This window comes from Pontibacillus yanchengensis, from assembly GCF_009856295.1.
GTDB lineage: Bacteria > Bacillota > Bacilli > Bacillales > BH030062 > Pontibacillus > Pontibacillus yanchengensis_A.
On record NZ_WMEU01000005.1, the window covers coordinates 199,601 to 223,157 of the forward strand.

A 23,557-nucleotide genomic window follows, 5' to 3' on the forward strand; every position below is an offset into this window, starting at 1 on the left:
TCTTGTCGGATTACACGAGGTAGGTTGGTTCGATGTTGCTGCGTGATGAAGCGGTCTTAATCGAACCTCCTCTAGAAGCCCATACGTCGCTAACCGGACGCTTTCGAGCGCTTTTGGAATTTTGGAGTGAGATTTTCAGAATAGGATCGACTTTTTCGATATAGGAGCGAGAATTGGAAAACAGGAGCGACATTTGAAAAATAGGGGCGACCTGCCCATGCCAGCTCCCGGGCGCTTGCGCTTTTATTATTAAGGACTTACCCAGAAGTAAACGATAAATAGGACAAACAGCACATACATCATTGGGTGGATATCTTTTCCTCGTTTTGCGGATAGGAATGTAATCGGATATAAGATGAATCCTAATGCGATGCCTGTAGCTACACTGAATGTGAGAGGCATCATGATAATGGTGATAAAGGCTGGAATCGCAACATCTAGACGATCCCAATCAATTTGTTTTACTTCGGTAGCCATCATTGCCCCGACAATGATTAAGGCTGGTGCTGTCACACTGGTTGGAACGATGGATAGCACAGGTTCAAAGAAAATAGCTAACGCAAAAAAAGCGCTCATTACAACAGAGGTGAATCCTGTTCTCCCGCCTGCACCTATACCAGCAGAGGATTCAATCATAGATGCTGTTGTCGAAGTGCCAAGTAATGCGCCTACTGTAGAGGCTGTACTATCTGATAACAAGGCACGCCCTGCATTAGGCACTTCATTGTTTCGTATAAGGCCGGCTTGAGAAGCGATGGCAATTAAGGTACCAGCTGTATCAAAAAATGCTACAAATAAAAACGTGAAAATGACAGGAAGCACTTGAGGTGATAGTGCTTGTGCCAAGTTTTCTGGTTGTAGTGCTACTAAGAAAGTTGGTTCGAGGCTTGGGACTTTTCCAATAATTTGATTAGGTTTATCAATAACGCCCAATAATACCCCGGTAATGGTAGCGAGGATAATACCATAAAAAATGGCACCTCTCCAACCCATTACAAGCATGATAATCGTAATAATAAAAGCAAAAATAGCAAGTAATGTAGTCGGAGTTGTAAGGTTACCTAGTTGGACAAATGTAGATTGACTACTGGTCACTAGGCCAGCATTTTTTAAGCCAATAAAGGCAATGAAAAAGCCAATACCTCCAGCTACAGCATGTTTTAAGTCTTGAGGGATGGCATTAATAATTTTTTCGCGGATTTTCAATAAGCTTAAGATCATGAATAAAATCGCTGCGATGAATACGCCAGTTAGTGCTACTTGCCATTCCACACCTAGCGATTGCACAACACCATAAGTAAAAAACGCATTTAACCCCATACTTGGTGCGATTCCGATTGGATAATTTGCATAAAGTCCAATCATCAATGTGCCAAATAAGATCGTTAGTGCAGTGGCTGTGAATACAGCTCCTTTATCCATTCCAGCCTCGCCAAGTACAGCTGGATTGACAACTAAAATATATGCTAAAGCAAGGAATGTCGTCATTCCTGCAATGGTTTCCTGTTTGAAATTGGTTTGCCTCTCATTAAACTGAAAATACTGAGCTATTCGTTTCATCATGATAAAACCTCCCTTTGCAAAATAATTAATGTCAATTAATACAAAAAAGCCTCGGAAAAGCAATTGCTTACCGAAGCTACAGGTCTACAAAGGGATTCGTTTATTTCATGGTGTAACGAATAAACAATATCCCTTGTAGCCAAGCTATTTACGGTAGCTTAGTAGATACGTTTGAGCCCTATTCTCAAACTTATACAAGGAATGTAGTGAAGTGAAGTATAGTGTTGTAAAGATCATAAGGCGTTTAATGACGCCACTTTTGAAACTTTAGCAGTGTACAAGACCAACGTCAATACAATGCATGCGAATAATATATAAGCAGAATTTTCTGTAATGGAAGTTATGTACATATTTCAATAATAAGTACTCATAATAAAGATGACTTTGCTTAATTAGGAGGAAATGAAATGAACAATCAACAACCACAGCAACCTGGGCAAGCTCAGCAACCGAATGTAGGAGGAGCTGCGCAAGGAATGCCTCAAAACATGATTCATGGTGGTCATGAAGTTTTTGATTTGCATGAAGTACTAGCTTCTGTAATCAATGTATTAGACCAGTATATGATGTTTCGCCAGTATGTACAGGATCAAGAATTAACAAACATACTTGATCGCCAGTACAATTTTATCGAGCAGCAATATAATACGGTTGTAGATGCGTTCTCGACAGGGGCAGATCCTCAGGTGCCAACACAGCAATATAAAATGCAACAGAGTAATGAAGTGGTATTCGGTGTGAAACCAACACAACCAAAAAAACCAAATCGTTCGTTAGCTGATATAAAAGATCAAGGCATATCAGGTCATATGTTAGGTCTTATTAAATCAACTGCTTCCCTGTTAACAATGACTGCTGTGGAAGCAACAAATCCAGTTGTACGTCGTGTGTTAGCTGATAGCGTGCCAAATTATATTGAAATGGCTTATGAGATTTTCTTATACCAAAATAAGCATCAGTACTACCAAGTTCCACAACTCGCTCAACAGGATATGACAGCCATGGTGAATGGTTTTGCAAAAACACAAGGTCAGGCACAAATGCCGCAAAATAAAATGACCCATTAAAGTTGTATTATACAACCGTACGAGATTCGTAATTAGAATCTCGTACGGTTATTGTATGTAGTTACAGAAGGTAATTGGTGAAGTAAAAAAATGTTTTATTTCAGCTAAATAGATGTTGGTTCTATTATAAAACACAAGGATAGTGGAAAGTTAGACCTGAGTCTAATGGGAAATAAGTTGCCCTACATTAGGGATGGAGATACATAAAGGTACATCATTTTCATATTTTTGGTAAAAAAACTGAAACTTATAGTAGACTGTTCCGTAGAGTTCTGTTGAAAGAATTTTTTACCAAAATAAAGAGAGGATGGAAAAATTGAAAAGAAAAGCATTTCAAAACCTGAAGAAGGCAAGTGTATCCGCGACAGTAGCAGTAATAGCTTTAAGTGGATTTGGAGCTACAGCTACATATGCATCCGCAGAAGAAGACCCAATGTCCCTTTATTTAGACGCACAGAAAAACACGAATGAGGTGCAGTGGGAAAGGTATAAACCTTACACGGAAACCTCTTATGAATTACAAGATCGTTTACTTGAAGAAGCCTATGAATCTAATTCTACTATTCAAGCAGGCCTAGATGTGAACAGTGATATGATTCATCAAATGGTACCTAAATTGTCTATGTATGAAAAAGCTTTATCAAAAGCAAAGATAGAAACGTCTTCCAAATTAGACCCAAGTACAAATGAAATGTTTGCAGACATGGACCTTTACTTAGATCGTTACAGAATTGGACAAGGTTCTTTCTATCAGAATGAAGAGAAGACTTCCGTGAAAATTACTAATCTATATAACAAGTATTTCACAGTAGATAATGATGATTTTGGTAACTTAATGAAAATGTCAGGTGCTAATGCAGAAATGCCAGCAACTCCTGACGGCCAAATGGTTACTACCTCACCTGAAATGACAAAAATTCCAAACGTTGTAGAATATAATCAGTCTACATTTACAATGGATGAATTAAAGCAAATTGGACAAGATTACCTTGCTATTTTAGAGGAACAAGTGAAAGAAGCTGACTTTTCTCTAGAAGAAAATGCTTCTTTTGAAGGTGAATCGTATAAAAAGGTCTCGTTACAAATTGATGAAGAAAATGCTCAAGAGATGATTAAGAGCTTATTAGAAGAGTTGAAAGATGATGAGCGTATCTGGGATACGGTTATGACACAAATGGAAATGCAAGGTGTTCCTACTGAAGGTCAAGAAGAAATGATGATGGCTGATCTTAACAAGGCAATCGAAAATGTTGATAAACTTCAACTTCAAAATGGTATCAATATTGAAGCGTACATCAAGGACAACTTGGTTGCTCACGAAGAGATTACATTTAGCATCCTAAATCCTGAAACAAACCAAACTGTTTCTATTGAAATGGTAGGGAACTATAAGGAAAATGGCGATGACTATCAAGCATCAGGTGACATTTCTATTTCTTCTGAAGCTGCAAATACAGATGTTGTGCTGAGCTATACAGAAGACGGGGAAGAAGTGAGCAACGGCCTGAACGTAGATAACACATTCCGCCTAAAAGTAGATGCGCCAGAAACTCAATCTAATCTGAACGTTGGTCTTGATTTGACTTCAGAATACACCGAAAAGAGTTCAAATGTTGCATTCGACGTTATCTTAAAAGGGGAAGCACTTCAGGGACAAATGATTCCTGATATTAGTGGCCATGTGAACACTACATTAAACAAAGAGTCTGCTGATAGCTATAGTCAGGACATGGAATTTGGTTTGGACTTAGCGATGACAACACCACAAACTGGTGATATGAATGGTAGCCTAACGTTTGATGTACAACAAGATGTGCATTTCACAGATGAGTTGACTTTCCCTGAAGTAACAGAAGGTGAGAATGCAGTAGATATGACAAATGCGTCTGATGAGGAAATGGATGAAATCGGTAAAAAGGTTCAGCGAAACATGAAGCGTTACGCTGATGTGTTTAAGTCCGTTTTCGCGAATACTCTATTTGATGAACAAATATAGTAAATAAATGTAATAGGTTCGCAACCTGGTAGATTTCCTATCTACCAGGTTTTTATTAGGTGGTTGTGTTAAAAAATGGTAAAAAATCCATTTTCCTCACGCAATCATCGACAAAAAATGCTAAAATATAGGTATGTAGTTTTACAAAAGGGGGGGATTATCGATGAAAAAGGTCATGCTATTGGTGGCGGTATTACTGATTACAATATTGTCTACACAAAGCCATGTTCACGCAGAAAAGCGTTCTGTTCCAAAAGATAAAACCTGGACCATTACGTTTAATACCCCGATGGATAAAAACACCATTAATCACAACAATATTTATGTAATAGCACCAAATGGGAACAAAATCTCTAAATCTAATATTCGCCTCTATCTAACTAATGAAGGTAAGAGTGTAAAAGTGGAACCATCTACTTCTTCACCATATGAAAATGGAAGCACCTATACCCTTCATATTAATACTAAGGTTAAAGCTGAAAATGGTGAAAATCTTAGGGAAAAAGAAACCTTGACGTTTAAAGTACATAAGGGAAAATATTCTGATCAAGCAATAGAATATTTTCAAGAGATTGCCTTTGGTTCTGAATGGAGTGAAGGAGATTTTCCCATTCGAAAATGGAAATCAAATCCCAAGATCACAGTAATAGGTTCCCCTACCACAGAAGATTCAAAGGCTTTAGAAAATACAATGAATGACATCAATCAAGCACAGGATAGTATTACCCTCACACAACAGGATGAGAATGCAAATATTACAATTTACTTTGTACCATTAGAAGAATTTGATAAATATGTTTCTAATCCAAAAGAAGGGAACTGGGGGTTATTTAAGTACTGGTGGAAAGATGGGTATGTGATTAATAGGGCTAAGATTCTTATTGCAACAGATAAAACTACACAAAAAGGGCGTACTCACTTAATTCGGGAAGAATTGACACAGTCATTAGGTCTCGTAAACGATTCTTATAGTTATCCAGATAGTATGTTTTTTCAAAAGTACACCTACGTTGATGCCTTTATGGATTTAGATGAAACATTGATTAAGATGCTATATGAATATGAAATTCAACCTGGCATGAAACCGAGCAAGGCGATAGAAGTATTCAATAACATGTAGTAGTTCAAACGCCTGGGCGATTCCTTTGATCATAAAGGATCTGCCCAGGCGTTTGTGTTGGGACTGATACTAAAATTACGTTATTGTTCCACAATAGCCCCTTATCTTGAAGACTTGGATTCGAGATATATTCAAAAGGTGATGGGTCCGATACTTGAAACGTGGAAGGGGGTTACGGTGAAGCAACTCGCTTTCCTGCGGGCGAGCTGGTGAGCCTTCTCAGTCGCTTTGCTCCCTCCGGGGTCTCACCAACCTCTTTCTCCCGCGGGAGTCTCGTAGTTCCCCTTCACCCCCAGCCGGGTAATGGCTATCGGAACAGCGGCCAAATGTTGTATGTCTCCCAAAAGGACATATAAGCTCTTATTTTTAGTGAAAACCCTCTTTGGGTGAATCTTATGGACAAATAAAACTTTATTTTTTACAAACAGCGAACTAAATGTTCATTAGCTTTCTTGCCACAGAATTTTTTGTTATGAACCAATTGTTATACTAGAACTTACTAGGGTGTAGACCGTCAGAAGATATTCAAATATCTCAACCTCTCTAAGTTCGCTATGTTTCCGTTGCTCCCAATACTAGCAAAGGTGGCCGTGGAACAAGGAGACTCCCGCCGGAGAAAGAGGTAGGCAAGATCCCCTGAGGGTGTTTTCCCCGAAGGTAGCTTGCCAGCTCGCCGGCAGGACGCGAGTTGTTCCAGAGGCCACCTTTATTCTAACTAAATCTACGGGTACATCGCTCTTTCTGTGCGATCACCAAAATTATCTCAACTTCCAGTCTTCAAGATTATGCCTCTTATACTGAATAAGTAAGCTCTAATTGTTCATATAAACTCTATGAACAAAAAAGCATCAGGTTTTGTTTTTTGGGGTATGAGGGTTATCATAATAAATAGAAAATAGAGCATGTTTTTGGAAGGATTGTATTCACTTGGATTTATCTGTACATACACTGATATTCTTGTTTTCATCGATGTTAATTATTGGCGTAGTTGCAACGAAATTCTCTTCTCGCCTAGGGTTACCTTCTCTTGTTTTATTCCTTTTAGTAGGAATGTCTTTTAACAACTTCGTTTACTTTGAAAATGTAGAACTCTCACAACTAATTGGAATAATTGCTTTAATTATCATCTTATTTGAGGGTGGTACACAAACCAAATGGCATCATATTCGCCCCATAATTGGTTCTGCAGGTATATTGGCTACTCTTGGTGTATTTATTACGACTGTGGTAACAGGTGCAGCGGCTATTTATATTCTGGATTTCTCATTATTGGAAGGGATGCTGTTTGGCGCTATTGTTGGTTCAACAGATGCTGCTGCTGTATTTGCCGTTCTTGGCAAAAAAGATATCAAACGGAGACTAGTCTCAACGTTGGAAGCAGAATCAGGATCAAATGACCCAATGGCAGTTTTTTTAACTGTTTCCTTAATTGAAATGATTCAAGTTCCTGAAACTTCTATTTGGTCTACATTAGGTACATTTTTTGTTCAAATGGGAGTTGGATTGGTCATTGGCCTGGTACTTGGAAAAATTACTGTTCTGCTAATTAATCACATAAAACTGGATGCTTCGGGCTTGTATCCTGTATTGGCGATAGGATGTGCTATCGTTACCTATGCGATTGCTGGCGCTATTGGCGGAAGTGGATTGCTTGCAGTTTATGTGATGGCAGTTTTTGTTGGGAATAATGATCTTTTGTATCGCTTTTCCATTCTAAGGTTTAATGAAGGATTTGCATGGATGATGCAAATTGTTATGTTTATCCTCCTTGGGTTACTTGTTTTTCCTAAGCAACTTCCTGAAATATTTTGGCAGGGTATTTTACTATCCATTATCTTGATTTTCGTGGCACGTCCGATTGCTGTTTTTATCTCGACTATGTTTATGAAATATAATTTTAAGGAGCAGTTATTCGTTTCTTGGGCAGGATTGAAAGGTGCAGTTCCAATCGTTCTAGCAACATATCCAATTGTCGCTGGTGTTGAAAATAGTGATCTCATTTTCAACGTTGTCTTTTTCGTTGTGTTAATATCAGCGTTGATTCAGGGGAGTACATTATCGTGGCTTGCGACGAAATTAGGTCTTACCGTAAAAGAAGATCATGACGTCATGCCAAGCATGGAGTTAATTACATTAGGAAAAACAGATTCTGAAATCATGGAAGTAGCCATGACAGAGCGCTCACCAGCTATTGGAATATCGTTAACGGATTTGCAGTTACCAAGCGAAACATTAATCATAGGTATCATCCGAGATGGGAGTGTCATTACCCCACAAGGAGATTCGATTCTCGCAAACGATGATACGTTATATGTGCTTGTACATAAGAAGAACAGAGAAAAAGTGAAAGCTGCACTTATTGGAACAAAGCCAAAAAAGAAAGTTGTACCAAAGAAATCATCTTAAAAGCTTAAATATGCCATATAAAAGGAATTTGATATGCACTATTCCAATCAACCAAAAAGTATTAACTGTTCTCCCTGATATAATCGCTATGTAACCAATACCACCCTTTAACATCCTTGCTGTATATGTCTATCGGGTGATAGTAGGTCATCAATCTCCATTAATCGATGAGCATGCCAAAGAAAATATTAACTTTCAATTGAGCTATCAGCTATATTTCTTATGTTTTATGATCTTCGTTTTTGGTATAAATGGACTTTCCTCTTTTTTTGATGTTTCTGCTATTGATTTACCGCCTCTATTTGCGATTATTGGTGTAGGTGCAGGGTTTATAATAATAGGTATTCTGTTACTACACGGTTTTTTGTACTCATATTTCTGGTAGCAGCTATAGTGAAAGTATTAATGGGTAAACAATACAAGTTTCCTTTGACGATTCGCTTTTTAAAATAAGTATTATTGTATATAAAGAAAGCTCAGATTAGCTCTGAGCTTTCTTTATTAAATTTGATTGGTTTATATAAAGAAGAAAAGGCTCTTATTGGTAACCGAGTAACACCCAAAGGCACAACAAAAAAAGAATACTAGATACTGGAGTCATGATGAGCCGTTCTGTTTTACTCTTTGATGCTATATTTCCGACCGTATTCAACCCTAAAAATGCAGTAAACACCCAAAGAGTAGAGTGGATTGGAATCGGGAGGAATGGTCCAATAACGGTAGTGTGTTGGAGTATGACGATGCCCATACTTACGAGAATTACGGCTGAAAATATACTGGCAATACGGAGTGGCATTGGTAAGGTGCGGTACAAACCACCCCATGCTGCTGCGCCTAATGGAAACCCTATGGCTAATAATATTTGATAGATAGCTACCCCAAGTAACAGAGAAAATATGATAACAGGAATAAAAGGATTAATCATTTTAAAGCCCCCCCGCGACAGCATGTTATTTCCTTGTATAGATATTCAACAAATACTTCACCTATTACTTCACCATTTCTCTTACTAATTTCTTATTCCGTTGCTTAAATCGATCATTATGGGAAGACACCAAAGCGGATTCATTTGCTTCTGGTTCAATGTATTGTTTAGCACGATTAACTGCATTTGCCGCGTCTTGGAATGCGCCGGCGATTAAATTCAATTTTCCCTCATGCGTTAATATATCACCCGCCGCAAAAAGCCCATCTACAGAAGATTCGCTTCGTGCATTTCCTGAGATAAAGTAATTATTGGATAATTCAAGGTTAAGAGGGCTATTTTCTAAAAGGGCTGCATCGCGATCAAATCCGTGATTGATTACCACATCATCCACTGCTACTTGAAATGTTTCTCCCGTTTCATGATTGGTTAATTCTACTTCCTCAATAAATTCATGACTATCACTTGCGAGTAGTTTTGAAATGGACGTTTGGAAGAAGCACTGAGCAGATCCACTTAGCAACTGTGTCACTTGGGCTTCATGTCCTTTCAGTTGTTCTTTTCGGTACGTAAGGTACACTTTTTTGGCAACTGGTTCTAATTCATTTGCCCAATCAATGGCTGAATTTCCACCACCAGAAACAATGACCGTCTTATCTTTAAAACGCTGAAGTGACTTGATGGTATAGTGTAAATTGGTTACCTCAAATTGCTCTGCCCCTTCAATCGGCAGCTTTTGTGGATTTAATATACCACTGCCTACTGCTACGATAACGGTTTTTGAATAGTGAACTTGACCAGAAGCTGCCTTAAGTATAAACGTGCCATCTTCAAGTCTCGAGATGGATTCAATTTTCTCATTTAAGACCACCTCTGGGTCAAAAGTCATTGCTTGCTCAACAAGCTGCTCCATAAGCTGAGCTCCCGTTGTAGGGATGAGACCTCCTACATCCCAAATCATTTTTTCAGGATAAACTTGAATCTTTCCTCCTAATTGAGGTTGATATTCGATGATTTTTGTTTTCATTTCTCGTAAACCACTATAAAAAGCTGAATAAAGCCCGGCAGGTCCACCGCCAATAATGGTCACATCAAAGCATTCCATTTCCTCCATACAATTCCACGCTCCCAATTTTCATTTGAAAGACTATCATTCTTTTGAACTAAATTATATTGACAATCGTTATGAACGCAATTATAGTATTCATTGTAACCGATATTGAGAATCATTATCAATATTGTTCGTAAAATAATCTAGGGAGGCTGCACTATGGTCCGTCTATACACAGAAAGCTTACAAATTGGGTACGGGGAACGTTCCGTTGTGGAAGACCTTTCATTACATATCCCTGATCAGAAAATCACTACCATCATCGGGGCGAACGGATGCGGGAAGTCAACGCTACTAAAAGCAATTACGCGTATCATTTCTCACCAATCAGGATCAGTGATTCTTGATGGAGACAGTATTACAAGAGAAGATACGAAGGCTCTTGCAAAGAAAATGGCGATTCTACCCCAATCTCCGGAAAGTGCTTCAGGTTTAACCGTGGGTGAGCTGGTATCTTACGGGCGTTTTCCTTATCAAAAAGGATTTGGAAGGTTGAGCAATAAAGATATAGACGTGATTAATTGGGCACTTGAGGTAACTGGGACAGAAGAATTCAAATATAAATCTGTTGATGCTCTTTCTGGAGGACAACGTCAGCGTGTTTGGATTGCCATGTCACTGGCTCAAGAAACGGATATGATTTTTCTGGATGAACCTACAACGTACCTGGATATGGCCCACCAATTAGAAGTTCTAGAGCTTCTGCAAAGGTTGAACCTAGATGAAGGACGCACGATTGTAATGGTTCTGCATGATTTAAACCAGGCAGCGCGTTTTGCTGACCATATAATTGCTTTGAAAGATGGCAAAATCGTAAAAGCGGGATCATGTGAAGAAGTCATACAAAAAGAGGTGTTAAAAGAAGTTTTTCAAATCGATGCTGAAATCGGTCGAGATCCACGTACCAATAAACCAATGTGTATAACATATGATTTAATAAAAGGAGAAGATACTTATGAAAAAAGCATTCATTCCATTCCTACTGTTGTTCGTGCTCATTCTTAGTGCATGTGGAGGTCAATCATCTGAAGGTGCAAGTTCAGATGATAATCAAAAAGAAAACCAAGAGGAATCTAGTAATAGCGAAGAAAAAAGCAGTGATTCCTCAGAAACAATCACCTATGAATCTGAAAATGGTCCAGTCGAAGTTCCAGCTAACCCAGAGCGAGTTGTTGTTCTATCATCCTTCGCAGGGAATCTAATGGCATTAGATGTGAACTTGGTTGGAATCGATTCCTGGTCAAAGATGAATCCTCGCTGGGAAGAAGAGTTAAAGGGTGTTGAAGAAGTTTCCGCAGAGAACCTGGAGAAAATTATCGAGTTAAACCCAGATTTAATCATTGGTTTATCTAATACCAAAAATGTTGATAAATTAAAAGAAATTGCTCCTACTGTTACCTTTACATACGGGAAAGTAGATTACTTACAGCAACATATAGAGATTGCAAAGCTTGTTAACAAAGAAGAACAAGCAAAAGAATGGGTTGAAGATTTCAAAGAACGTGCTCAAGCTACTGGCGATAAAATCCGTGAGAAAATCGGTGAAGATACAACCGTATCTGTTATTGAGAAATTCGATAAGCAAATCTATGTGTTCGGTGATAACTGGGGACGCGGAACAGAGATTCTATATCAAGAAATGAATCTTAAGATGCCTAAAAAAGTAAAAGAAATGGCTCTAGAGCAAGGATATTATGCAATTTCTCCTGAAGTACTACCTGAGTATGCAGGAGACTATATGATTGTTAGTAAGAATGAAGATACAGATAACTCATTCCAAGAAACAGAAACGTATCAAAATATTCCTGCTGTGAAAAATGATCAAGTATTTGAAGTAAACAGTAAAGCCTTCTACTTTAATGATCCTAACACACTAGAGTACCAACTAGACTTCTTTAAAGAAGCATTCCTTGGTGAAAAGTAAGACACTAACAAGGCTGTCGAATGGTTTCGGCAGCCTGTTCATATTTACAGATACATAAGAGAGGATTCAAATTATAAATAGAAAAGATGAGTGACATGATTTCAAATGAGAATTCTATTGCATTTTATTACAAATTCATATTAGGAGTTATCGTGCTTGTTGCCTCTTTTTTTGTAGCGATGGTATTAGGTGCTGCGGATATTAGTGTGAGACAAGTTTGGCTTGCCATTACAACTAGCGCCTCAACTGAAAGTGCCAACATCATTCAGGAGATTCGGTTACCACGTGAAGTAGCTGCGATTGTCGTAGGGATGGCATTGGCTGTGGCAGGAGCAATTATGCAAGGGATGACAAGGAATCCTCTTGCTGATCCAGGCTTATTAGGATTAACAGCTGGGGCGAACGCTGCACTAGCATTGACTATGGCCTTGCTTCCTTCTGTGAATTATTTCGGAATTATGATTGCATGCTTTATTGGAGCAGGGGTAGGGTCCGTAATGGTATTTGGTATAGGATCTATAAAGAAAGGTGGTTTTTCACCATTCCGAATTGTTCTAGCAGGGGCAGCGGTTTCGGCTTTATTAACTGCTATTGCAGAAGGAATTGGATTATATTTTAACATTGCGAAAGATGTGTCGATGTGGACTGCTGGAGGTCTGATTGGTACGACTTGGGATCAAGTTCAAACCATTACACCAGTTATTGTTTTGGGACTAATTGTGGCGATTTATCTTTCCAGACAGCTGACCGTCTTAAGTTTAAATGATGAGTTAGCTGTAGGATTAGGTCAAAAGACAACCAGAGTTAAGCTGACCTTATTTATCATTATTATTCTCCTTGCCGGATCTGCAGTTGCATTGGTTGGAAACATGGCCTTTATTGGGTTAATGATTCCACATATTGTCCGTCCAATTGTTGGAAATGACTACCGGTATATTATCCCAATGTCGGCATTGTTTGGTTCCGCTTTTATGTTATTAGCAGATACGATAGGCCGAACGATTAATGCACCATATGAGACGCCTGTAGCATCTGTTGTAGCAATTATTGGATTACCTTTCTTCTTATTCATTGTTAACAAGGGAGGGAAAACTATCTCATGATACATCCAGTAATCATAAAAAAACAACGATTTATTATAACGGCTCTGCTTCTATTAATTACTGGTACTGTTGTGATTGGATTAGGCATGGGGTACTCTACTGTGGGTTATGATCGGTTGATTCCTATTTTTCTTCAAGAAGGAACATTTAAGGAAAACTTCGTCGTGTTTTCTGTTCGTATGCCTCGTATTATCATAACGGTCTTAGCTGGCATGGCCTTAGCGCTTTCGGGTGCTATTTTACAAGGTATTACACGTAATGATCTAGCTGATCCAGGCATTATTGGAATCAATACAGGGGCAGGCGTTGCGGTTGCAGTCTTCTTCTTATTTTTCCCAATCGATGTAGGCTCTTTTGTATATATGCTTCCAATCATAGCTTTTGTAGGTGCATTCCTCACGGCAACATTGATATACCTATTTTCCTATAAAAAGAGTGTTGGACTTCAACCAATCAGGCTCATCTTAATAGGAGTCGGCTTTTCGATGGCATTCTCAGGTTTAATGGTTGTATTGATCTCGTCTGCTGAACGAGAGAAAGTGGATTTTATCGCAAATTGGCTTGCAGGGAATATTTGGGGATCTGATTGGCCGTTTATTTGGGCCATCTTGCCATGGTTAGTGATTCTAATTCCGTTTACACTGTACAAAGCAAATCGATTGAACTTATTAGGGATGAGTGATTCTGTATCGATTGGAGTCGGACTTTCAATAGAGAAGGAACGATTTTCCATGCTATTGGTTGCCGTAGCATTAGCATCTGCTGCTGTATCTGTAACCGGTGGCATTGCCTTTATAGGATTAATGGCACCTCATATCGCTAAGAGTCTTATTGGACCAAGAAACCAACTGTATCTTCCGATAGCGCTTCTTTTAGGAGGATGGTTATTGTTGGTAGCGGATACGGTTGGTCGTAATATTTTAGAGCCTGATGGAGTGCCAGCTGGAATTATGGCTGCCTTAATTGGTGCACCTTATTTCATTTATTTATTGATACGAAAAACGTAATAATTCTCGATCGATTGAGATGAGTGCTCTCATTAAAGAAAGGGGGATGGGAGTTACTCATATATCGCTATGAAGTTGATCTTATATAAGAAAAAGTTGTTCACAAAGCGTATCTCTTAAAACAAAGTGCCAGTACCAGCGAATATTTCAAAATTGACAGAATTCAATCGATATATTAAACTTACAAACAAGTTTATAGAAGATACGAGTATAGTATAAAGAAGGATATGAATGTGTTCGGCGATTTTCGTTAGAGAACGTAAATGTCGGACTGACCTACAATCTGTAGGCTCTAGGTAAGTAGATGAGAATAGTTGAGATGAGAATGAGACAGCTGAGTTGAGGTAGGAGAAGAGCATACAAGCAGAGTGAAGGTTTATTAAATTTTAATGCCCCTAACGCCAGGGGTTTATTTCCACATCTGTAAAACCTCAACCTACTCATTCTCCATAAAAAATGGAGAGGTGAGAAACCATGAAAGATTTTCCACAATTTATACAGGAGTCGTACACCTATCAGACGATTCCGATTACGTATCAATGTTACAGTGATACGTTAACCCCAATACAAATGTATGAGCGCTTGCGCGAAGAAGCGGTCTATTTACTAGAAAGTGGCGACCATACCTCCAATTGGTCCCGATATTCCTTTATTGGCTTACATCCGTTTTTAACCATTTATGAAGAAAAAGATCACATTATCGTTGAAGATAAAGATACTCAAATGAAGAGACAGGTAGAGAATTTGCAAGAGGCGTTCCAACAGACGTTTGAGAAATTAAATGTATTGTTACCTGATGTGCCATTACCATTTCAGGGTGGTGGTGTAGGGTTTGTTTCCTATGATGCTATTTCTGATATGGAAAGGGTCCCAAAGCATGACAATAATGATTTACACCTTCCTCATTATCAGTTTCACTTTTGTCGTACATTAATTGCATATGATCATCAAAAAGATACGATGAATATTATTCGGTACGCTAGGGTCAACGAAGAAGATGATGAGTCAGAACGAAAAGTACTTTATCAAGAAGCTGTAGATAGCATTCATCATCTGTTAGAGCAATTACAAAAGCAACAACGATCTGATTTTATGATTCCGTTTCATCAATCTAATGAAGTGCATTTAGATGATGTCGTTACGAATTATGAGAAAGAAGACTACAAACGCGATGTAGAGAAAATTAAAGAATATATTCGTGCAGGAGACATTTTTCAATCCGTCCTTTCCCAACGATTTTCTAAGAAGATTACAACAGATGGATTTCAGTTATATCGAGTTTTACGTCATCTGAATCCATCCCCTTATATGTTTTATTTATCATATGAAGATTATGAGGTAATTGGTAGTTCCCCTGAACGACTCATTCAAGTGGCAAATAATCAAATTGAAATTCACCCTATAGCTGGCACACGAAAAAGAGGCGCTACACCTGAAGAAGACGAAGCGTTAGCTCAAGAGATGAGTCAGGATGAGAAGGAAAAGGCAGAACACTTCATGCTTGTAGACCTGGCTAGAAACGATGTTGGTCGTGTAGCTTCATTTGGTACGGTACAAGTGCCTGTTCTTTCTGAAGTGACTCGTTTTTCTCGGGTGATGCACATGATTAGTAAGGTGACAGGAGAGCTTCAAGAAGGGGTTCATCCTATCGAAGCGTTTGAAGCAGCTTTTCCGGCAGGGACGTTATCTGGTGCTCCTAAAATACGGGCAATGGAAATCCTTCAAGAGTTAGAACCTACAGCTAGAAACCTATATGGTGGTGGTGTCGTGTACTTTGGTTTTGATGGAAACTTGGATTCTTGTATCGCTATACGTACCATTCTACTTAAAGATCAAACAGCATATGTGCAAGCTGGAGCAGGTGTCGTCGCAGATTCTGATCCTGAGAAAGAGTGGCAGGAGACAGTGAATAAGGCAAGTGCTTTACTACAAACTATCGAGACTGCTGAACACCTATTTAGAGACCAATCCAAGGTGAAGGAGGAAACCCACTATGCTTAAGCCTGTATTAGATCGTTTAGTTCAAAAAGAAACGTTATCAGAGGCCGAGGCCTTTGAGGTGATGGATCAGATTATGAAGGGGAATATTCAAACAGATCAACTCACCAGTTTACTTTCCTTATTACGCTTCCGAGGTGAAACGGTGCAAGAATTACTTGGTTTTACCAAAGGGATGCGCCAACATATGAAGACCATTCAACATGGTGAAGAAGTTATCATTGATACGTGCGGAACTGGCGGAGATGGGTTATCCACCTTTAACATTTCTACTGCAGTAGCGATAGTGCTAGCTTCTTTTCAAGTAAAAGTCGCAAAACACGGTAACCGAAAGGTATCCTCTTCTAGCGGTAGTGCCGATGTGCTTGAGTTATTAGGTGTTCCTGTAGATACAACACCAGAGCATGCTGCTTATATGTTGAAGGAAAAGGGAATGACCTTTTTATATGCACCCCTTTATCATCAAGCGATGAAGCATGCAGTACCAGCAAGAAAATCACTTGGATTTCGAACGGTATTTAATTTACTCGGACCTTTATCGAATCCAGCTAATTCTAAACATCAAATGATTGGTATTTTTGATACATCTTTAGCGGAAAAGCTTGCTCAAACATTAAAATATCTGGGCTCAAAACATGTCCTGCTAGTCACAGGAGAAAATGGGTTAGACGAAATGTCCATCACAGGTCCTACCGATATGGTCGAACTAAAAAATGGCGAAATCACTCGTTCTAGATTTTTACCTGAGGATGTTGGAATCCCAACTGGTACGTTATCGGACATTCAAGTTGAAAATAGTGAACAAAGCGCTAAGTTGATTCAACATATTTTCCGTGGGGAAGCCAATAGTAGTGCCACAAATATCGTCGTTTTGAACGCAGCTGCAGGATTATATATTGCAGGGGAAGCTGACTCCATGCAACAAGGAGTAGAGATGGTTCAACAAGCGCTAAACGACGGACAGGTTTTACATTATTACAATGAGTTATGCCAACAGGAAGAGAGGGTACGTCATGCTTGATCAAATTCTACAACACAAACGTCAGGAGCTAGACACACTAGAACTTCCACCATATGAAGGCATAGAAAAACGCTCATTATACCAGGCACTAAAAAATAGCCATTTTCCTGTTGGATTAATTGCAGAAATAAAAAAAGCCTCACCATCCAAAGGTGTGATTCAAGAGAATTTTCGCCCTGTTGAAACGGCTACGTTTTATGAGAGAGCTGGGGCGAGTGCGATTTCCGTGCTTACGGACCAACGATTTTTTCAAGGGCATCGTCAATACATTTCCGATGTGAAAAAGCACGTTCGTCTACCTATTTTACGAAAAGATTTTATTATAGAGGAAGAACAAGTTGAGGAAAGCGCACGTATAGGAGCTGATGCAATTTTATTAATTGGAGAAGCGTTAGAAGCTTCTAAACTACATGAATTATATAATTCGGCTCGGGAAAAAGGGATGGAAGCATTGGTAGAGGTGCATAGTGAAGAGGTTTTAGCGAACATTTTGAAACATTTTGAACCAGCTATCGTTGGTGTCAACAACCGTGACCTAACAACCTTTGAAACGAGTTTAGGCCAAACCGAACGAATGGCTTCATATATCCCAGACAATAGCTTACTCGTTAGTGAAAGTGGAATATTCACGCGTGAAGATATCTTGCGAGTGAAGCGGGCAGGAGCAGAAGCGGTGCTCATTGGGGAAGCATTAATGAGGCACGAAAATCCAATGGAGCAGATTGACATCATGATGAGGAGTGAAGCACATGAAAGGACCAATGGTTAAATTATGTGGGAACAAATCACTTGAAGACTTCCAGAAATCTCAAGCATCAGGAGCACCTTATCTTGGAGTAATTTTTGCGGAGAGTAAACGCCAAGTGTTACCGGAGCATTTAGCTTCATGGTTGGAACAAACGCCATTGAATGACGATCAGTCAACTGTAGGTGTTTTCGTAAACCCAACCATGAATGAATTAGATACCACGCTTCATTTAGTCGATATTGATATCATTCAACTTCATGGAAGAGAAACCGTAGTTGAAATTTTGCATATAAAAGAACAGTTTGGCTTACCAGTATGGAAGGCTATTCACCATTCGGACAACGCTATTGAAATGATGCGTCTCTATCAAGGAGTCGTAGATGGATTTGTGGTGGATGCGAATGTGAAGGGAGCCTGGGGCGGTAGCGGTAAGCAATTTGACTGGAATGCAGTGCCTGGTTATATAGAAGAAGGGCGTCGCCAAGGAGTACCTTGCTTTATTGCGGGTGGAATAACACCTAAAAACGTAAAACAGCTAAACAGCTATAATCCGGATGGTATTGATGTATCGAGTGGTACAGAAACCAATGGACAAAAGGATGGCGTGAAAATAGAAGCGATTGTAAGGGGGAAGAACCATGTCAGTAACATATCCTGATGCAAAAGGAAGATTTGGTGATTTCGGAGGTAAATTTGTACCGGAAACACTAATGGCACCTTTGCAAGAAATTGAAGCATCTCTAACAGAAGCATTACAAGATGAGGATTTTATTGCAGCCTTTCAACATGAGTTGAAAACGTATGGAGGTCGCCCAACTGCATTTACCTACGCAAATCAGCTAACGGAATCCTTGGGTGGTGCGCAAATCTATTTAAAACGAGAAGATTTGAACCATACAGGTGCTCATAAACTGAACAATGCGATAGGGCAAGCGTTGTTAGCGAAACGAATGGGAAAAACGAAAATTATTGCCGAAACGGGAGCCGGACAGCATGGCGTTGCTTCGGCGACGGTCGCTGCTAAATTAGGCTTGGAATGTAAGGTGTTTATGGGAGAAAAGGATATTGAGCGCCAAGAATTAAACGTATTTCGTATGAAATTGCTTGGTGCTGAAGTAATCCCGGTTTCCTCAGGTAGTAAAACGCTTAAGGATGCTACCAATGAAGCAATCCGACATTGGGTCGCTCATTGTGATGATGAATATTATCTAATTGGTTCTGTGGTAGGTCCGCATCCTTATCCAAAAATGGTGCGTGATTTTCAGCGAGTGATTGGCGACGAAACCAAGACTCAATATGAGGATGTAAAAGGGGGATTACCAGATCGTATTTTTGCTTGTGTAGGTGGAGGTAGTAATGCAATTGGCATGTTCTATCCATTCCTTGGTACAGGAGTGGAGCTTGTAGGCATTGAAGCAGCTGGAAGAGGCATTCAATCCCCAGAGCATGCAGCAACGTTAACAAAAGGAACACCTGGTATCATACATGGATCTATGACTTATTTATTGCAAGATGAATTCGGTCAAATCACAGAACCTTATTCCATATCAGCAGGACTAGATTATCCTGGAATCGGTCCTGAACATGCCTACCTGCACGCTTCCAAGCAAGTACGTTATGAATCCATCACCGATGATGAAGCCCTTGAAGCAATCAAGACATTATCCCGTACAGAAGGAATTATCCCAGCGATTGAGAGCGCTCATGCTGTAGCCCAAGCGATTAAAGAAGCTGAAACGATGGAACCGAGTGAAAGCATCGTTATTAATGTATCTGGTCGTGGGGATAAAGATATGAGTACCATTATGAAATACTTTGAAGGGAGTGCGGAACATGGCGAATAAAACCGTAATGTCTACATTTGATCAACGATTACCAAAAACAGAAAACATGTTCATTCCCTTTATCATGAGTGGAGATCCAACCCCTGACCTTAGTATAGAATTAGCCTATACGTTGCAAGAAAGTGGAGCGGACGTGCTTGAACTAGGTGTTCCATATTCTGATCCTTTAGCTGATGGTCCTACCATTCAACAAGCTGCGGCTAGAGCAATTGAGCAAGGAATGACCATTCAAAAAGCGATTCAACTCATTCCAGAGATGCGAAAACGTGGTGTTCATATACCAATTGTGTTGTTCACGTACTGTAATCCTGTCCTTCAGTATGGGATGGAGACATTAGTAAAACAACTTAAAGAAAATGAAGCTGATGGGTTATTAGTACCGGATATTCCACTTGAAGAAAGTGAAGAACTGAAGCAACATGCAGAGGCTCATGGCATCCAGCTTATTTCCTTGGTTGCACCAAATTCTGAAGAGCGTATTAAGAGAATTGCAGAACAAGCTAGTGGTTTCTTGTATTGTGTATCTTCATTAGGTGTAACAGGTGAAAGGGCAGAAATGAACCCAAATATTTCATCCTTTTTGGAACAAGTGAAGCGTCATAGCTCCGTACCTGTAGCAGTAGGTTTTGGAATCTCTACCAACGATCAAGTTCGGCTCATGCACGAATATGCTGATGGTGTCATTGTAGGAAGTAAAATCATTAAGATTATTGAAGGTGAGCAATCAGCTCTTCTTAAAGAAGAAACAAAAGTTGAAGGACTTCAGCGAGTAAAAGGGAAGATTAGTCAATTGCTTAACTACTAGGATAGAAGAGAGAAGGTGAGCTGAGGATGATTCTCATAATTGATAATTATGATTCCTTTACGTATAATCTTGTTCAATACATTGGCGAAATGCACAATGATGTTACAGTACGAAGAAATGATGAAATAGATGTGGATGAGGTTGAATTTCTTGAGCCAGAAGCGATTATTTTGTCACCAGGACCTTGTACACCAAACGAAGCAGGTGTTTGTATGGACATTGTCCAAACGTATGCAGGGAGGATTCCTATTTTAGGTGTTTGTTTAGGTCATCAATCTATTATCCAAGCTTTTGGTGGTAAGATTACTCAAGTGAAAGAATTATTTCATGGAAAGACATCGCAAATTATCCATGATGGCCAAACCATTTACAATCAAATTCCTTCTCCTTATACGGTAGGTCGATATCACTCTTTAATTGCCGACGAAGAGGATATACCAGATTGTCTCACCATCACATCGAAAACAGCAGATGGAGAAATTATGGGAGTTCGTCATGTTGACTTTGCAATAGAAGGTGTGCAATTTCACCCGGAATCTATCTTAACATCACATGGGAAAAAACTATTGAAAAACTTCCTAGAATATTATCGAGTGGGGGAAGTTATGTCAGTAAAATAATAAAAAGAGCCTGAAACGCGGTTGCGTTTTGGGCTCTTTTTTATATAAATCCTGCAAGGGAGAGGATATAGAAAAGTGTAAAAATTTCTGAAAATTCGTGGTATAATAATACTACGTTATAAATATTATGTTTCGGGGTATTGATTTAGATAAAGCAAAACGGAGGAATTATAATGGTTATTACAAAATCTTATTTAGAAGCCAATCATACAATCTTACAAGCCATTTCGAAAGCAAACTTAAGACAAGAATTAAAAACAAAAGCATTGCTCCAACAATTGCGCAAAGATTTTAAATTAAACGCACCAAATTGTCTATTTGAACTTCGAAATGGTGTATTTGTAGGAACAGGAGATTATATCGAAAGTAAAGACGGAGCGTTTTATTTCTGTTCTGCAAATGGAAGCTCAAAGCTAGTAGACGTAGACTTTATTTATGAGTTTTGTCATGGATGTGCAAAGCACTTAGAAGATTATCCAAGATCTATTTTACGTGTCAAATAACGAGAAAGGCAAGAAGGCAGTACATACCTACTAAATAAGGAAAGTGTCTGAATTCTTGCTTTTTTTATACACTTAAGAAAATTACTTTAGAACTCTAGGAGGGGGATGCGTGCGCGAAAAAATACGGGTGTGGCTATTAGTTACCTTAATGGTATTGCCACTCTTTACATTTGGATCTTTAGAGGTGCGAGAACTAATTTTAGAAAAGCAAGTTATGGGCTACTTAGTTGAAGAACGTGGTTATGACCAGTCTGACATAAAAGAGTTGATTACAGAATCAAGAGAATTTGCTGTAGAAACCATAGTAGTCTTTAGTGATGAACCGGAAGTTCAGTACCAATATAAATCAATAAAAGGGAAGATCCATCAGAGCGGGTATGGGCTCGTAACAGGTTTCTCGAAAGATATGGAACAAACCAATCTTATACATCTTGAATGAAGAAGGATTTGGCCCTGGTTGTATGATTGATCAATCATATGCCCAGGGACAAATCCTTTGCTTTTGTTTAGCGAAACTATAAAATGTGACTTGTGTATAACTTAATCAGTTTAGGAGCGACATCTAGCTCTAGCGTCCAGCGACTAGCAAACTTCCGGCAACCACCTTACGATAAGTCAACATCGAAAGCTTGTGTTCTTCGTGTTTCCTTTATCTTCTACGGAATCAGGTGAAGTTCTGGAGTGATGGAGGTTCGATTAAAATCGCTGCATCGTGCAGCAACATTGACCTGACCTACATCCTGTAGGCCCGCTTCACGTAGTAACATCGAACCAACCCACGTCGTGTGGACAGCAGCATATTCGTCGCTACCAGGCGCTTTTGGCCTTACATGTCTAGCTCCTGCGCTGTTTAATTGGTATTATAATAACTGCTGGCAATCTGAGCGGCGATTTTTGCGTTATTTTTGATAAGGGCGATATTAGCCTTAACACTCTGGCCGTTTGTCTTTTCGTGTATCGTTTTTAAGAGAAATGGTGTGATGTCTTTTCCTGTGATTTGTTGCTTTTTTGCTTCCTCTAAGGCTTCAAGGATAATGGATTGCATCCAATCAGGATCAATGGCTGCTTCCTCAGGGACTGGTACAGCGATATGCACTGATTGATCTAACGTAAGATGATCTTTTGTCCTCATTAAAGAAGCTGCCTCTTCCTTTGTAATCGATTCAACATTAATACCACTATCTGTCGTATAAAAGCCAGGGTAACGTGTCGTTTCGTATCCATATACAGGAACACCTAACGTTTCAAACATCTCAAGTGTATTTGGGACGTCTAAGATTGATTTAATACCTGCAGACACGACGCAAATATTACTGTTGGCAAGGGTTATTAGATCATTTGAAACATCCATTGAATTAGGAAATTCTCTATGTACACCACCTATACCACCTGTAGCGAAAAAGCGGATGCCTGCTTGACTTGCTGCATAAGACGTAGTAGCTACTGTCGTAGAGCCTGTCCGGCGCTTTGTTAACACACCGGGTAGGTCACGAAGTGATGTTTTAACGATTCCTTCCTCGGTTGCGAGCCTTTCAATATCCTCTTCATCGATTCCGACTTTAAGTTGGCCATTTATTATAGCAATCGTAGCCGGCACAGCCCCTTCTTCACGAACAATGTCATGAATACGTAGCGCTACCTCTTTATTGTCTGGATAAGGTAAACCATGTGAAATAATCGTCGATTCAAGTGCAACAATAGGTTTTTGTTCTATGATAGCCTCACGAATTTCGTTACTAACTTGGAGTGTTTTCATTCACGTAACCCCCTTTTCTATTTATTGTAAGCGATTCACC

Annotated in this window: 22 protein-coding genes and 1 riboswitch; of the genes, 18 read left to right on the plus strand and 4 right to left on the minus strand. The window is 39.3% G+C overall.

Annotated elements, in window-relative coordinates; all coding sequences use genetic code 11:
- Window positions 1-249 precede the first annotated feature (249 nt).
- Entirely contained in the window at window positions 250-1,551 is a 1,302-nt protein-coding gene (locus GLW08_RS15660) for a solute carrier family 23 protein (protein WP_160849705.1), read from the minus strand.
- 128 nt (window positions 1,552-1,679) lie between these two features.
- A riboswitch (purine riboswitch) is annotated at window positions 1,680-1,781 on the minus strand.
- 189 nt (window positions 1,782-1,970) lie between these two features.
- Here GLW08_RS15660 and GLW08_RS15665 point away from each other — a divergent pair.
- From GLW08_RS15665 to GLW08_RS22450, 5 genes are all read left to right on the plus strand, one after another.
- Window positions 1,971-2,630, plus strand: coding sequence for a spore coat protein (locus tag GLW08_RS15665; RefSeq protein ID WP_160849588.1), 660 nt, complete (start codon window positions 1,971-1,973; stop codon window positions 2,628-2,630).
- Between the two features lie 316 nt (window positions 2,631-2,946).
- Entirely contained in the window at window positions 2,947-4,626 is a 1,680-nt protein-coding gene (locus GLW08_RS15670) for a DUF6583 family protein (protein WP_160849589.1), read from the plus strand.
- A gap of 163 nt (window positions 4,627-4,789) precedes the next feature.
- On the plus strand, window positions 4,790-5,746 hold the full coding sequence (locus GLW08_RS15675; RefSeq protein ID WP_160849590.1) for a DUF2927 domain-containing protein: 957 nt from the start codon (window positions 4,790-4,792) through the stop codon (window positions 5,744-5,746).
- A 927-nt stretch (window positions 5,747-6,673) separates the two neighbouring features.
- Complete coding sequence (locus tag GLW08_RS15680; RefSeq protein ID WP_160849591.1) at window positions 6,674-8,152, plus strand: potassium/proton antiporter; 1,479 nt, start codon at window positions 6,674-6,676, stop codon at window positions 8,150-8,152.
- Between the two features lie 112 nt (window positions 8,153-8,264).
- Window positions 8,265-8,537, plus strand: a complete 273-nt coding sequence (locus GLW08_RS22450) for a DUF4870 domain-containing protein (protein WP_337194031.1) — start codon at window positions 8,265-8,267, stop codon at window positions 8,535-8,537.
- A gap of 153 nt (window positions 8,538-8,690) precedes the next feature.
- Here GLW08_RS22450 and GLW08_RS15690 read toward each other — a convergent pair whose 3' ends face one another.
- Together GLW08_RS15690 and GLW08_RS15695 are read right to left on the minus strand one after the other, a co-directional pair.
- Window positions 8,691-9,077 carry a hypothetical protein gene (locus tag GLW08_RS15690; protein ID WP_160849593.1) on the minus strand — a complete coding sequence of 129 codons (387 nt, stop codon included), beginning with the start codon at window positions 9,075-9,077 and terminating at the stop codon, window positions 8,691-8,693.
- Window positions 9,078-9,141: 64 nt separating this feature from the next.
- Window positions 9,142-10,191, minus strand: a complete 1,050-nt coding sequence (locus tag GLW08_RS15695; protein WP_160849594.1) for an NAD(P)/FAD-dependent oxidoreductase — start codon at window positions 10,189-10,191, stop codon at window positions 9,142-9,144.
- Window positions 10,192-10,347: 156 nt separating this feature from the next.
- Here GLW08_RS15695 and GLW08_RS15700 point away from each other — a divergent pair, with 156 nt between their 5' ends.
- The 13 genes from GLW08_RS15700 (at window position 10,348) to GLW08_RS15760 (ending at window position 22,200) form a co-directional block, all read left to right on the plus strand.
- On the plus strand, window positions 10,348-11,193 hold the full coding sequence (locus tag GLW08_RS15700) for an ABC transporter ATP-binding protein (RefSeq protein WP_160849595.1): 846 nt from the start codon (window positions 10,348-10,350) through the stop codon (window positions 11,191-11,193).
- Complete coding sequence (locus tag GLW08_RS15705) at window positions 11,144-12,112, plus strand: iron-hydroxamate ABC transporter substrate-binding protein (RefSeq protein ID WP_160849596.1); 969 nt, start codon at window positions 11,144-11,146, stop codon at window positions 12,110-12,112. Before GLW08_RS15700 ends, GLW08_RS15705 begins: the two co-directional genes overlap by 50 nt.
- A gap of 95 nt (window positions 12,113-12,207) precedes the next feature.
- Complete coding sequence (locus GLW08_RS15710) at window positions 12,208-13,215, plus strand: FecCD family ABC transporter permease (protein ID WP_160849597.1); 1,008 nt, start codon at window positions 12,208-12,210, stop codon at window positions 13,213-13,215.
- A complete protein-coding gene (locus tag GLW08_RS15715) occupies window positions 13,212-14,222 on the plus strand; it encodes a FecCD family ABC transporter permease (protein WP_160849598.1) in 1,011 nt (336 codons plus the stop codon). Before GLW08_RS15710 ends, GLW08_RS15715 begins: the two co-directional genes overlap by 4 nt.
- A 474-nt stretch (window positions 14,223-14,696) precedes the next feature.
- Complete coding sequence (gene trpE / locus GLW08_RS15720; protein ID WP_160849599.1) at window positions 14,697-16,223, plus strand: anthranilate synthase component I; 1,527 nt, start codon at window positions 14,697-14,699, stop codon at window positions 16,221-16,223.
- Window positions 16,216-17,241, plus strand: coding sequence for an anthranilate phosphoribosyltransferase (trpD, locus tag GLW08_RS15725; protein ID WP_160849600.1), 1,026 nt, complete (start codon window positions 16,216-16,218; stop codon window positions 17,239-17,241). The genes trpE and trpD overlap by 8 nt, the downstream gene beginning before the upstream one ends.
- Window positions 17,234-18,010 (plus strand): indole-3-glycerol phosphate synthase TrpC, encoded by a 777-nt coding sequence (gene trpC / locus GLW08_RS15730; RefSeq protein ID WP_160849601.1) that lies wholly within the window; start codon window positions 17,234-17,236, stop codon window positions 18,008-18,010. The genes trpD and trpC overlap by 8 nt, the downstream gene beginning before the upstream one ends.
- Window positions 17,991-18,647 (plus strand): phosphoribosylanthranilate isomerase, encoded by a 657-nt coding sequence (locus tag GLW08_RS15735; protein WP_160849602.1) that lies wholly within the window; start codon window positions 17,991-17,993, stop codon window positions 18,645-18,647. Before trpC ends, GLW08_RS15735 begins: the two co-directional genes overlap by 20 nt.
- Entirely contained in the window at window positions 18,628-19,833 is a 1,206-nt protein-coding gene (gene trpB, locus GLW08_RS15740) for a tryptophan synthase subunit beta (protein ID WP_160849603.1), read from the plus strand. Before GLW08_RS15735 ends, trpB begins: the two co-directional genes overlap by 20 nt.
- Window positions 19,823-20,638, plus strand: a complete 816-nt coding sequence (gene trpA / locus GLW08_RS15745; protein ID WP_237458470.1) for a tryptophan synthase subunit alpha — start codon at window positions 19,823-19,825, stop codon at window positions 20,636-20,638. Before trpB ends, trpA begins: the two co-directional genes overlap by 11 nt.
- 26 nt (window positions 20,639-20,664) lie before the next feature.
- Window positions 20,665-21,258: an anthranilate synthase component II gene (locus GLW08_RS15750; RefSeq protein WP_160849604.1), complete on the plus strand. Its 594-nt coding sequence runs from the start codon at window positions 20,665-20,667 to the stop codon at window positions 21,256-21,258.
- A gap of 173 nt (window positions 21,259-21,431) precedes the next feature.
- Entirely contained in the window at window positions 21,432-21,761 is a 330-nt protein-coding gene (locus tag GLW08_RS15755) for a hypothetical protein (protein WP_160849605.1), read from the plus strand.
- Window positions 21,762-21,870: 109 nt separating this feature from the next.
- A complete protein-coding gene (locus GLW08_RS15760) occupies window positions 21,871-22,200 on the plus strand; it encodes a DUF3139 domain-containing protein (protein WP_160849606.1) in 330 nt (109 codons plus the stop codon).
- Window positions 22,201-22,611: 411 nt separating this feature from the next.
- On the opposite strand, the gene GLW08_RS15765 is transcribed toward GLW08_RS15760, so the two are convergent.
- Window positions 22,612-23,517, minus strand: coding sequence for a pseudouridine-5'-phosphate glycosidase (locus GLW08_RS15765; protein WP_160849607.1), 906 nt, complete (start codon window positions 23,515-23,517; stop codon window positions 22,612-22,614).
- Window positions 23,518-23,557: the final 40 nt, after the last annotated feature.